Here is a 12,408-nt window from a genome sequence, read left to right on the forward strand (position 1 = left end):
CATCGGATTGGGAGCTCGGGTGGATCAGCGGGCGTCCATGCTCCAGCGCCACCGGTCGCCGCGAGCGCGCAGCACGACCTTCGGCGGGAGCGGGAGTTCGTGGAACGGGGACTCGTTGGAGTCCATCTGGTACCCGGCGGTGTTCGGGTAGACGAGCAGATCGCCGACGCGGGCGCGGCGGGGCAGCGGGATGCGCCGCCTGCTCAGCAGGTCGGACTCCAGGCAGGTGGTGGCGCCGACACAGGTGGGGGTGCGGTCGCCGGGATGCGCGGGCCACAGCACGGGATCGGGCAGGTACTCGCTGGCGAACCACTGCTCGGACAGGCTCAGGCTGGTGCCGTCGACGGTGAGGATGTCGTACGCAGCGCCGTGCGCGGTCCGGGTCTTCACGCCCTGCACCCGGAAGACCGAACTGCCCGCCCGGTCCAGCAGGGCGCGTCCGGGTTCGACCGCGAGCCGGATGTCGTTGTCGCGCAGCAGACCTGCCAGGTCGTGGTGGGCGAGGACGGCGGCGAGCATGTCCGCGCCGGGCACCGGGAAGTGATACGGGTAGTAGCCGCCGGTGGGCGGGTCGGCGTGGAACCAGCTCTCGCTCAGGGTGTCCTGGAATCGCGCCCACGCGTCGGCGTCGAGGTAGTCCACCCCGAATCCGCCGCCGATCGAGATCGTGTCGGCCGGATGCCCGTCCGCCCGTGCCCGCAGGCAGTGCCCGACCAGCGCGACAGCCTGTTCGGCCCTGGCCGTGGCGTCGTAGCCGGACAGATGGAAGCTGAAGCCGGACAGCGTGATCGGTCCGGCGATCGCCTGCACGGCCTGTTCCAGCTCGATCGGGTCGAGCCCGAAGCGGCTGGCCGACCCCTCGGGCAGTACCCGCAGCAGGATGCGGGCGGGCAGCTCCATGGCGCGCAGGCGATCGAGCTCGTCGAGCGCGTCGATCGCGATCAGTGCCCGGTGCCGCGCCGCCAGCCACAGCAGCTCGTCGGACTTCGCGGGTCCGGTCACCATCAGGTCCTCGCCGCGTACACCCTGCGCCAAGGCGGCAACCAGCTCGCCGGTACTGGCGACGTCGATGCCTGCCCCGTTCTCGGAACAGGCGCGGGCCACGCACGCCGCCTTGTTCGCCTTCTTCCCGAAGTACACGAACCCGTCGACCTCGGCCCGGCGGAACGCCGCGTGAAAGGCGTTGATATTCACCGCGACCCGCTCGGGAAACAGCACATGGAACGGCCCGCCGACGACCTCCGCGATCTCGCCGAGCAGCCGCGGATCATCGATCAGCCGCTGTTCCGCCGCGCTGATCAGAGCGGGCATCGGCGGCGCGCAGTGCGCAGGCTGATCAGCCGTGGGCACCGTGCCCCGATCGGCGATGCCGCCCGGCTGCGGCGGATCCGCCCGACGCAGGACGGCGGCGTCGGCGGACGAACCACCGACGCCGCCACCGGACGCGTCGTCCGTCAGTCCCACAACGGCACCTCGACACCCCGTCCCTCGGCGATGGCCCTGGCCGCCAGCGCGTGCGCGACCGCGATATCGGTGAGCACCAGCCCGCTGTTGTAGACGAAGATCTTCTCGTCCTCGCTGCGCCGGGCGGCCGCGCCGCGGGTGAGGATCTGCGGCAGTTCGGCGTCGACGCTGCGCAGGGTGCCGTCCGGCCCGACCATGTCGGTCCCGGTGAGCGCCATCTGCGCTGCGCTGGTCGCGACCACTCGATCGGCCTCGACCAGCGTCGACGGCGCGAGCCCGTAGCCGACCAGCACCGCCACCGAACCCGGTGCGAGATGGGCGGATTCGAGCGCCACCTCGGTGCCGGGACCGGCGGTCGCCAGCACCACGTCGGCAGTGGCCGCCGCCGCGTACGGATCGTCGACCACCTCGAGCAGCGCGTGCGGCGCCGCGTCGGCGAGGTGCGCGTGCACGGCCGACAGTCCCTCCGGGTGGGTGCCGAACACCATCAGCTTGCGCAGCTGCGGATTCACCGCCAGCAGATGCGGCAGCGCGTTGCGTCCCTGGGTGCCGGTGCCGATCAGCAGCGCGCTCTCCGCACCGCGCCGCACGGTCTCGCGCACCAGCAGCGCCGAGACCGCGGGCGTGCGTAACGCGCCGACCCTGGCGCAGTCCATCATCGCGATGGGCGCGCCGGTGGTGTCGTCGTAGAGCGTGATGGTGGTGTAGTACCGCTTGGTGCTGCGGTCGTGGCCGGGGTCGAACTTGTAGGAGGTCTTCATGGCCACCACCCGGCGCCTGCCGTCGCGGCCGAGCATCGCGTAGGACACCGAGGAGCCGCCGGGATCGGCGACGCTCAGCTTGCGCGGGTTGTCGGATTCGCCCGCCGCGAAGGCGAGATACGCCTCCTCCACGGCCCGGACCACCTCGGCGGGGGTGATCGGTACGTCGGCCAGGTCGCTGCGCGAGAGCACCCGCAGCGGGATGCTCCGGTCACGGTTGTTCAACGGATCCTCGTTCATCTGTGCTGCCCCGCTCTGCCGTCCGATCGATGGCCGCCCGGAACGGCGCGACCACCCTTTGCCCATACCCATTCTCGGACGACTCGTTCGCGCGCCTGCGACGTTCGGGCAACCGGATGTTGACCCGCTTGAGCCAGCGATCGGTGCCGTCGTAGCGGGCGCGGAAGGGCACCCGCCCGTGCACGGCTACGTCGTTGTCCACCAGCAGGATCTCCCCGGGAGCGAGCGCCGGCGCGTGGCAGACCCGGGCGAGCTCGGCGGTGAGCTGGGCATAGGCCGCCCGGAACGCCGGGTCGGCGTCGTCGAGCGGGGTATAGGCGGGATCGTAACGCAGTGTGGCACTGCCGGATTCGTCGAACCACACGGTCGGCAGCGCCGGGGCGGGCTGATCGAAGCCGGTGCCGTAGGACACGTCGGGCAGGATCGGCAGCGTCGGCACGGTCAGGGTCGCCAGGTCCGCCTCGGCCAGCCGGACCTGCCGCACCGACGACACCGTGGTGGCCACCCGGTCGGGGTTGCGCAGGCAGGTCAGCATCAGCAGGTTGGCGCGCGCGGCGTGGAAGGCGTCCTCGGTGTGCGGGCTGAGCAGGGTGGAGCTGCTCGCGCCGGACTGCTCGTCCTCGTGGCCGACGGCGGGCAGGATGTTGTTGACCAGCCTGCCGTTCTGCTGGCCGGCCCAGCCGAACGGTTCGCCCGCGCACCGCGCCAGCAGCAGCATCGCGATGTCGAGATCGAGCGAGCCGGTGTGCCGGGGATCGGCGGCGGACGCGGCGGCGGCCTGCCAATGCGGCGGCGTCGGGCCGAATTCGGCGTCGTCGACCGGCAGGCCGCGCACGACGGTGGCGCCCGCCGCCGTGGCGGGCGGTCGCACGGCGTGGCGCACGGCGGCGGGCAGTTCGCCGACCCGCTCGTCGACCTGGGCCAGCAGGACCGGGTCGTGCAGCGTGTCAGTGTGGGGTTCGTCACCTAATCGGTGCCGGATGTCGGTGGCGAGCGCACGGACGGCCGAGGCGGCGTCGGGGGGTAGCTCGCGATTTTCGATGTCGTGCAGGTGAAGCGTCATACGTTCGGACAGAACGCTTTTCACCGGCCTTCCCTTCTTCGCATCGGTCGAACGCGGGTGATCTTCAGACTCGAAGTGCGAAGGTAGTGCCTGTACTCTAATTAGGCAAGACTTACCTAACGTGTTGGCTGAGAAATAGCCTATTCATATAACGCAGAGTTCTACCGGAGCGGTCGAAGCGGGCGTCATCCGGGGTCCGGATGACGTGCTGCGGTTCGGTGACGGTCGCCGGGAAGCTCCCCAGCCGACGACTGTTTTAGGCTAGCCTCGCCTAGTTTGCGGCGCCAGGAAAAGTGGTGCGGCGCACGCGGTTCGAGGGAGGAACACCATGGGTTTCACGCGCAGGCAGCTCCTGCAATCCGGGCTCGGCGTCACCGCACTACTGGTGGTGGCCGCGTGCACGAGCGACGACGAGGCCGACGGCCCCGCAAAGCCGGGCGGCACGCTGCGCGTCGGCGCGCTCGGCACGGCCGCCCGCATCGAACGCGATCCGCACGCCAACCTCAGCAACGACAGCGACTTCCTGATCGCCTCGCTCGTCTACGACGCGCTGACCGTCCCCGGCGCCGACCCGACCGTCGCGCCCCGCCTTGCCGCGCGCTGGGAACCCTCCGCCGACAACCGTCGCTGGACGTTCACCATCGCCGAGGGCGCGAAGTTCCACAACGGCGCGCCGGTCACCGCCGACGACGTGGTGTGGTCGATGCGGCGGCTGCGCTCGGTCGGCGGGGCGTCGAAGATGCCGGTCGCCGAGAACGACATCGTCGCCGACGGGCCGAACCGCGTCGTGTTCACCCTCGCCGCGCCCAATACCCAGCTGCCGCTGCTGCTCCGGCTGATGACCTTCACCGTGCCGCAGGGCACCACCGACTTCGCCGCCGCGATCGGCACCGGCCCGTTCCGGCTCGAGTCCTACCAGGGCGGCAATGCCAGGCTGGTCCGCAACGAGCAGTGGCACGGCACCCCGCCGCTGCTCGACGCGATCGAGGTGACCATGTTCGACAGCGTCACCGCGCTCGGCAACGCCGCGCTGGCCGGGCAGATCGACCTCGCCTCCAATGTCGGCGCGATCGCGGGCCGCACCGCCGCGAGCCGCGGTGACCTGCAGGTGGTCCGGCGCGCGAACGACACCATGCTCGGCGTGGCCATGCGCGCCGCCGACGGGCCGTTCGCCGACGCGCGGGTGCGCACCGCGCTGCGGCTCGGCGTCGACCGGACCGCGCTGGTCAACCAGGTGCACTCCGGCTATGGCACCGTCGCCGCCGATATCCTCGGCACCGCCGACCCGCTCTACGACACCGCGCTCGCGCGGCGCGATCGTGACGTCGAGCGGGCCAGGACCCTGCTGCGGGAGGCGAATTTCGACACCGGGCGCAGCTATCCCTTCGTCACCAAGGCCGAGGTGCCGGGTGAGGTCGAGTCGGCGAAGGTGATCGCCGCTCAGCTCGCCGACATCGGCGTCCGGCTCGACGTGCAGGTGGTCGAACCCGCCGCCTTCTACGACACGACCTGGCTCACCGCCCCGCTCTACACGGTGTCGTGGGGCACCAACGACTCGGTGCTGTTCTTCGCCGACAAGCTGATGACCTCGGCGACCAACCGCAACGAAACCGCCTTCCGCGACCCGGAATTCGATGCCGCCACCGCCAAGGCGCTGGCGTCCTCCGGTGACGACTACACGAAGTCCTGCCGCGATATCCAGCGCATCGAGTTCGAGCGCGGCGGCTATCTGGTGTGGGGCATGGCCGACGGCGTCGACATCGCCGCCGCGCCGGTGCGTGGCCTGCCGACGCTCGGCGGCTTCGCCCGCGTGCAGCTGGAACGCGCCTGGCTGGCGTGAGCGCCGTGCGGACCTTCGCCCTGCCGCTGCTCCGGCGGATCGCGCTGCTCGTGGCACTGCTGGCCATCGTGTTCGTCGCGGTGGACCTGTTGCCCGGCAGCGCGGCCTCCTCGGCGCTCGGCCGCGACGCCGGGCAGGGCGAACTGGCCGCGAAGGAACACGAACTCGGCCTGGATCGCGCGCTCCCTGTGCAGTTCTGGCACTGGCTCTCCGGCGTGCTGACCGGGGACTTCGGGCAGACCGCGCGCGGCAACTCGGTCGGGGACCTGCTGGCGGACAAGTTCCCGCAGACCCTGGTGCTCGGCGGGATCGCGCTGGCGCTCACCGTCACGGTGTCGCTGGCGCTGGGCTGCTGGTGGGCGATGCGCCCGCGAGCGTTCGGCGCGCGTCTGCTGCAACCGGCCAGCACGATCGCGGTCGCGGTGCCCGAATTCGTCTGCGGCACACTGCTGATCCTGGTGTTCTCGCTGGCCACCGGCTGGCTGCCCGCCGTCACCATCACCGATCGCTCGGGGTTCCCGGCCGGGCCGGAGATGCTGATCCTGCCGGTGCTGGCGTTGGCGATACCGCAGATCGGCTGGAACGCCCGCGTCGTGCGCTCCGCCCTCGAGGACGTCGCCACCGCGCCGCACGTGGAGAACGCTGTGCTGGAAGGACTTCCGTCCCGCACCGTGCTGCTGCGGCACATGCTGCCCTTCGCGGCCCCCGCCATCGTCGCCGGCTACGCCACCTCCGTCGGCATGCTCTTCGGTGGCGCATTGGTCGTGGAGACGCTGTTCAACTACCCCGGCGTCGGTGCGGTCCTGGCGGGTTCGGTCGCCGACCGCGACACCGCCACCGTCGCCGCGGTCGTCGCGTTGACGGCCATCGTCATCATGGTGCTGCTCGCGGTCGCCGACTTCGTCCGCACCTGGGCCTCGGGAGGCACGCGATGATCCGCGGGTCCCGGTGGTGGCAGTGGTCGGTGGCGGCCGGGGTGGGGCTGGTGGTGCTCGTCGCGGTGGTGGGGCCACTGCTCGCGCCCTACCCGGCGGAGCGAGCGGTGGGGATGCCGTTCGCCACGCCGGGTGGGGGAGCGGTGCTCGGGACCGATCGGCTCGGGCGGGATGTGCTGAGCCATCTGCTGACCGGCGGCACCCAGCTGCTGGTCGTCTCGGCGGTGATCGCGGTGGTGGTCACGGTGTCGTCGGCGGTGCTCGGTGCGATCGCGGCGGTCCGCCCGCGTGCGGGTGCGGTGATCGAGCTGGGCAGTGATCTGCTGATCCTGCTACCCGCCGTGCTCGGCATCCTGCTCGTCCTCACCGCCTGGCCGCAGGGCGGCGTCGGCGCGCTGATCGTGGTCTCGCTGCTCTTCGCCGTTCCCTATTGCGCCCGGATCTTCGCCGCCTCGGCGGCCACCATCGCGGCCACCGGCTACGTCGAGGCCGCGATCGCCGGTGGCGAATCCCTGCCGCACCTGGTCTTCCGCGAGATCCTGCCGAACCTGCGCGCGGTCTTCACCACCCAGCTGGGCCTGCGTTTCGTCGTCGCGATCTATCTCGTCAGTACCGTCTCCTTCCTCGGCCTCCCCGCCCTCGACGACGACAACTGGGCGAACATGGTGCGCGACAACGCCTCCGGTCTGTTGCTGAACCCCTGGGCGGTGCTCGCGCCCAGTGCGGCCATCGCGGTCGTCGCGGTCGGCGTCAACCTCGTCGTCACCGGTGGGGTGGCCAGGAAACCCGATCGCCAGGCCGCTGAATCCGTCACTGCCCCGCGGCCCGCCGACACGGCGACCGGTGTCGCCAGGCCCGCGGATCCGCCGACCGGCACTGTGGTGAGTCGTACCCCGGCCGGGGGTCGGGATCGGCCGACGGGCCGGTGGCGCGAGGACTGCGGGATCTCGGTGGTCGATGCCGGCGACGCCGCAGTGGTCGAAGGACTGACTGTGGTCGCCGACAGCGGCGCGTTGTTGGTGTCGCCGTTGTCCTTCCGGCTGAAGGCCGGGACCGTGACCGCGCTGACCGGGCCGTCGGGTGCGGGCAAGTCGACCGCGATGCGTGCGCTGCTCGGTCATCTTCCCGCCGGTACCAGGCAGGAAGGGGCTGTGCTGGTCGCCGGGCACGACGTGTTCGCGTTGGATTCCGGTGCGCTGCGGAAGTTTCGGCGGTCTCGGGTCGCCTACGTCGGCCAGGATCCCGGCTCCGAACTCAACCCGCTCCTGCGCGTGCGCGCCCTCCTCGCCGAGGCCGCGCCCACGGCCACCGACGCCGAGCGCTACGCCGTCCTCGAACGCGTCGGTCTCGACGCCACGCACCTGCGCCGCCGCTGCGCCCGCCTCTCCGGCGGCCAGCAACGCCGCGTCGCCCTCGCCCGCGCACTCCTCCGCAAACCCCAGGTCCTCCTCCTCGACGAACCCCTGGCCGGCCTGCACGGCGCGCTCCGCACCGACATCGCCCGCCTCATCGCCGAAGTCGCCGCCCGCGAATCCACCGCCGTCCTGCTCTCCGGCCACGACACCGCCACCGTGCACGCCATCGCCGACACCGTGATCGAGGTGTCTCCGCCGGGCCGGGCACCGGTGGGCGACACCGGCACACCGTTCGATCACCACGACCAGCCGTCCGATCAGGTAGGTCGTTCGGCCGGGCGCGCGCCCGCACCGGTGACCGTTGTCGCGGGCGTGAACCGCGAATCGACGCCGGACCTACTCGAGGAAGACACGGTCGACGACGGGGGCGCGGCAGAACGGGAGCCGGTACATGCGGGAGCGGCGAGGTCCGGCGGTGTGCAGGTGGTGCGGGGCAAGGGGGCAGCGCCGGTCAAGCGCGCGGCAGCGCATCAGACGGAGGCGACCGGGCAACCGGATGACGACCAGGGCCTGGGGAGCGGTGGCGCCGAACGAACGACGGCACTCCCGGCCGACGCGGCCGACCCGCCGATCCTGCGCGTCGAGGGGATCGGCGCGGTCGCCGACGGGCACGAGATCCTCGCCGACGTCGACTTCACCGTGCGCGCGGGCGAAGCGCTGGCCGTTGTCGGTCCGTCGGGAGCGGGCAAGACGACGCTCGCCCGGGTGATCGCTGGCCTGCACGTCGGGTCGGGTTCGCTCGAATTGGCCGGTGCGCGAATCACTGTCGACCGTCGACGTCGGATCAGGGCGGGGGCCAGGGGTATTCAACTGGTCACCCAGAACCCGCTCGCCGCACTGAATCCCCGCCGCACCGTCGAACAGACCCTCGCGCGCCCACTGCGCCGCATCGCCCGCGTGCCGAGGGCGGAGCTGCGCGCCCGGGTCGAATCCCTGCTCACCGCCGTCGAACTCCCCACCGATCTGGCCGCGCGACATCCGCACGAACTCTCCGGCGGTCAACGCCAGCGCGTGGCTCTGGCCCGCGCCCTCGCCGCCGACCCCGCCGTACTGATCTGCGACGAGATCACCACGGCCCTGGACAGCTCCACCGCCGCCGCGATCATGACCCTGCTCGACGACCTGCGCGCCGCGCGCGGCACGGCGGTCGTGCTGATCAGCCACGATATGGCGCTGGTCACGACGCACTGCGCCGAGCTGGTCGTGCTCGACCACGGCCGGGTGGTCGAATCCGGCACCCCAGCCGCTGTTTTCGCTGATCCGACCCACCAGGCCACCGCCGCACTGCTGGGCTGACCAGGCGCGTTCCTATGGTGAGGGCGCGGCGATCGGTCCCACTTCACTCTGAGAAGTCGCTGTGAGAGGTGCCAGGGATGCGACCGACCTGGATGATGGATGGGGTGTCTGTGCAGAAAGTCGGCGTGCTCGCCGCCGTGGCGGTGACCGCGCTGCTCGCGGGGTGTAGTTCGCTCGCGTCGATCCCCGGTGACATGCCGCCCGGTCCGGGTGCCGCGCTGCCCGCGATCGATGTCGACGCGCCGGGGCGCGCGTCCGAGCAGTTGCGCGCGTGGGCCGACGAGCAGTCGGGGGCGGTCGGGATCGAACCGGTCGCGCTGGAGGCATACGGGTACGCGGCGGCGGTGCTGGCCAGGTCCAAGCCCGAATGCGGGATCGCCTGGACCACCCTGGCCGGGATCGCCAGCGTGGAGAGCGGGCACGGCACCCATCGCGGCGCGGGCGTCGACGCCGACGGGACGGTGCGCCCGGCGATCATCGGGGTCGCCCTGGACGGCACCAAGGGCAATGCCGACATCCGCGACACCGACGGCGGCACCCTCGACGGCGACACCACCTACGACCGGGCGGTCGGGCCGCTGCAATTCATCCCCGAGACCTGGCGGCGCTGGGGTGTCGACGCCAACGGCGACGGGGTCGTCGACCCGCAGAACATCGACGACGCGGCCCTCACCGCCGCGCGGTACCTGTGCGTCCGCGGCGGCGACCTGACCTCGGCCGACGGCTGGCAGCGCGCCCTGTTCGCCTACAACCAGTCGAACAAGTACATGCGGGTCGTGCGCGACCGCGCCGCCACCTACAGCATCGGCCGCCGGGTGTAGTTACCGACCGGCCGGAGTGCCGGTTACTCCACGTCACGCCGAGACGATAGGCTCGGCACCGCACGGCCCATCCCGTGAGACCTACCGTGCCTTCAGTCGTAAGGAGTCGTTTTCGTGGCCATCATCGAACAGGTCGGAGCGCGCGAGATTCTGGATTCGCGCGGCAATCCCACTGTCGAGGTCGAGATCGCCCTCGACGACGGCACCCTGACCAGGGCGGATGTCCCGTCCGGCGCGTCCACCGGTGAGCACGAGGCCGTCGAGCTGCGTGACGGCGGCGACCGCTACAACGGCAAGGGCGTCACCAAGGCCGTCGAGGGTGTCCTCGACGAGATCGCCCCCGCCATCATCGGCCTCGACGCCGTCGAGCAGCGCACCGTCGACCAGGTCCTGCTGGATCTGGACGGCACCCCCGACAAGTCCCGCCTCGGCGCGAACGCCCTGCTCGGCGTCTCGCTCGCCGTCGCGCGCGGTGCGGCCGAGTCCTCGGGCCTGGAGCTGTTCCGCTACCTGGGCGGCCCGAACGCCCACGTGCTGCCCGTGCCGATGATGAACATCCTCAACGGTGGCGCGCACGCCGACACCGGCGTCGATGTCCAGGAGTTCATGGTCGCCCCGATCGGCGCGCCCACCTTCCGTGAGGCGCTGCGCTGGGGCACCGAGGTGTACCACTCGCTCAAGGCCGTGCTCAAGGAGAAGGGCCTGTCCACCGGCCTCGGCGACGAGGGTGGCTTCGCCCCCGACGTCGCGGGCACCGTGGAGGCGCTCGACCTGATCAGCGTCGCCATCGAGCGCGCGGGCTACAAGCTCGGCACCGATGTCGCGCTCGCGCTCGACGTGGCCGCCACCGAGTTCTACACCGCGGGCGAGGGCTACAAGTTCGAGGGCCAGGTCCGCACGGCCGCCGAGATGGGCGAGTTCTACGCCGACCTGCTCACCCGCTACCCGCTGGTCTCCATCGAGGACCCGCTGTCGGAGGACGACTGGGACGGCTGGGTCGCGCTGACCGACGCCATCGGCGACAAGGTGCAGCTGGTCGGCGACGACCTGTTCGTCACCAACCCCGAGCGCCTCGAAGAGGGCATCGCCAAGGGCGCGGCCAACGCGCTGCTGGTGAAGGTCAACCAGATCGGCACCCTGACCGAGACCCTCGACGCCGTCGAGCTGGCGCACCGCAACGGCTACAAGACCATGATGTCGCACCGTTCCGGCGAGACCGAGGACACCACCATCGCCGACCTCGCGGTCGCGGTGGGCTCGGGCCAGATCAAGACCGGCGCCCCCGCCCGTTCCGAGCGGGTCGCCAAGTACAACCAGCTGCTGCGCATCGAGGACGCCCTCGGCGACTCGGCGCGCTACGCGGGTGACGTGGCCTTCCCGCGCTTCACCGGCGTTTTCTGAGCAGTAGCAGTACCGCAAGACAGGCAGTGAGATGACGGGGCGGTAGCGAATGACCGAGCGACGTGCGCGTGGAACCAGTCCGGGTGGACGAGGCGACCGCCGCACGTCGCGGGCCGCGCGCTCCCGCCCCAGTCATCTCGACGCCCCCGGCCGCCCCGCCGCGGCCAAACGCACCACCCGGCGCCGTCCCGAGTCCGCCACCGGCGCGACCACGGGCAAGCGCAAGACCAGCGGCAGGCTCGAACGCAGTGAGCACACCATCCTCGGTCTCTCGACCGGCAAGGCGGTGATCCTCGCGGCCGTGCTGTGCGGCCTGGCGCTGACCCTGGCCGTCCCGACCCGCACCTACTTCAGTCAGCGGGCCGAGGCGGCCGCGCTGGCCCAGCAGCGCGCGGAACTCGACGCCGACCTGGCGGCCCTGCGGGATCGCCGGGCCCAGCAGCAGGACCCGGCCTACATCCGCTCCGAGGCCCGCGACCGGTTGCGCCTGGTGATGCCCGGCGAAACCCCCTACATCGTGCAGATCCCCGGCATCGAAGCACCGGCGCCGCCGCCGATGAGCACCCGAACAGCGGCGCCCGACCCCTGGTACACCGACCTGTGGCGCAGCATCTCCGAACCGGCCCCGGAAGGACCAAGGTGACCGCACCGAACGAGCGCGACCTCGAGATCATCGCCCAGCAGCTGGGCCGCGAGCCGCGCGGTGTCCTCGCCGTCGCCTACCGCACCCCCGACGGCCTGCCCGCCGTGGTGAAGACCGCGCCGCGGCTGCCCGACGGCACCCCGTTCCCCACCCTGTACTACCTGACCGACCCCCGGCTGACCGCCGAGGCGAGCAGGCAGGAATCCGCCGGGGTGATGCGCGAGATGACCGAACGTCTCGCCGCCGACCCCGAGCTGGCCGCGGCCTACCGCGCCGCGCACGAGAGCTACCTGGCCGAACGCGACGAGATCGAATCGCTCGGCACCGATTTCACCGGCGGCGGCATGCCCGACCGGGTGAAGTGCCTGCACGTGCTGATCGCGCACTCGCTGGCCAAGGGCCCCGGCCTGAACCCCTTCGGCGACGAGGCCGTCGCCCTGGCCGCCGACGCCGGCCTGCGCGGCACCGCCATCCCCGCCGACTGGCCCGCCGCACGCACGCCCGAAGAATCGGCATAATCGCGGACAGC

The 12,408-nt window shown here is 71.6% G+C and carries 10 protein-coding genes; 7 read left to right on the forward strand and 3 right to left on the reverse strand.

The window, feature by feature from the left end:
* Positions 1–24: 24 nt before the first annotated feature.
* The 3 genes from AB0H54_RS05340 to AB0H54_RS05350 are packed head-to-tail and all read right to left on the reverse strand — an operon-like array spanning position 25 to position 3,528.
* Positions 25–1,464, reverse strand: coding sequence for a Y4yA family PLP-dependent enzyme (locus tag AB0H54_RS05340; RefSeq protein WP_357342894.1), 1,440 nt, complete (start codon positions 1,462–1,464; stop codon positions 25–27).
* On the reverse strand, positions 1,455–2,465 hold the full coding sequence (locus tag AB0H54_RS05345) for an ornithine cyclodeaminase family protein (protein WP_357342896.1): 1,011 nt from the start codon (positions 2,463–2,465) through the stop codon (positions 1,455–1,457). The genes AB0H54_RS05340 and AB0H54_RS05345 overlap by 10 nt, the downstream gene beginning before the upstream one ends.
* Positions 2,437–3,528 carry a TauD/TfdA family dioxygenase gene (locus tag AB0H54_RS05350; RefSeq protein WP_357342898.1) on the reverse strand — a complete coding sequence of 364 codons (1,092 nt, stop codon included), beginning with the start codon at positions 3,526–3,528 and terminating at the stop codon, positions 2,437–2,439. Before AB0H54_RS05350 ends, AB0H54_RS05345 begins: the two co-directional genes overlap by 29 nt.
* 328 nt (positions 3,529–3,856) lie before the next feature.
* Here AB0H54_RS05350 and AB0H54_RS05355 point away from each other — a divergent pair, with 328 nt between their 5' ends.
* The 7 genes from AB0H54_RS05355 (at position 3,857) to AB0H54_RS05385 (ending at position 12,397) form a co-directional block, all read left to right on the forward strand.
* A complete protein-coding gene (locus AB0H54_RS05355; RefSeq protein ID WP_357342900.1) occupies positions 3,857–5,368 on the forward strand; it encodes an ABC transporter substrate-binding protein in 1,512 nt (503 codons plus the stop codon).
* The gene (locus tag AB0H54_RS05360) at positions 5,365–6,303 is read left to right on the forward strand and encodes an ABC transporter permease (RefSeq protein ID WP_357342902.1); all 939 of its coding nucleotides are present in this window, start codon (positions 5,365–5,367) and stop codon (positions 6,301–6,303) included. Before AB0H54_RS05355 ends, AB0H54_RS05360 begins: the two co-directional genes overlap by 4 nt.
* Entirely contained in the window at positions 6,300–9,014 is a 2,715-nt protein-coding gene (locus tag AB0H54_RS05365) for an ATP-binding cassette domain-containing protein (RefSeq protein WP_357342904.1), read from the forward strand. The genes AB0H54_RS05360 and AB0H54_RS05365 overlap by 4 nt, the downstream gene beginning before the upstream one ends.
* Before the next feature lie 95 nt (positions 9,015–9,109).
* The gene (locus AB0H54_RS05370) at positions 9,110–9,835 is read left to right on the forward strand and encodes a lytic murein transglycosylase (protein WP_355274605.1); all 726 of its coding nucleotides are present in this window, start codon (positions 9,110–9,112) and stop codon (positions 9,833–9,835) included.
* Positions 9,836–9,949: 114 nt separating this feature from the next.
* Positions 9,950–11,236 (forward strand): phosphopyruvate hydratase, encoded by a 1,287-nt coding sequence (gene eno / locus AB0H54_RS05375; protein WP_355273293.1) that lies wholly within the window; start codon positions 9,950–9,952, stop codon positions 11,234–11,236.
* A 49-nt stretch (positions 11,237–11,285) separates the two neighbouring features.
* Complete coding sequence (locus AB0H54_RS05380) at positions 11,286–11,879, forward strand: septum formation initiator family protein (RefSeq protein WP_355273290.1); 594 nt, start codon at positions 11,286–11,288, stop codon at positions 11,877–11,879.
* Positions 11,876–12,397 carry a DUF501 domain-containing protein gene (locus tag AB0H54_RS05385; RefSeq protein WP_355273287.1) on the forward strand — a complete coding sequence of 174 codons (522 nt, stop codon included), beginning with the start codon at positions 11,876–11,878 and terminating at the stop codon, positions 12,395–12,397. The genes AB0H54_RS05380 and AB0H54_RS05385 overlap by 4 nt, the downstream gene beginning before the upstream one ends.
* Positions 12,398–12,408 lie beyond the last annotated feature (11 nt).

Source organism: Nocardia sp. NPDC050718, assembly GCF_040654235.1.
GTDB lineage: Bacteria > Actinomycetota > Actinomycetes > Mycobacteriales > Mycobacteriaceae > Nocardia.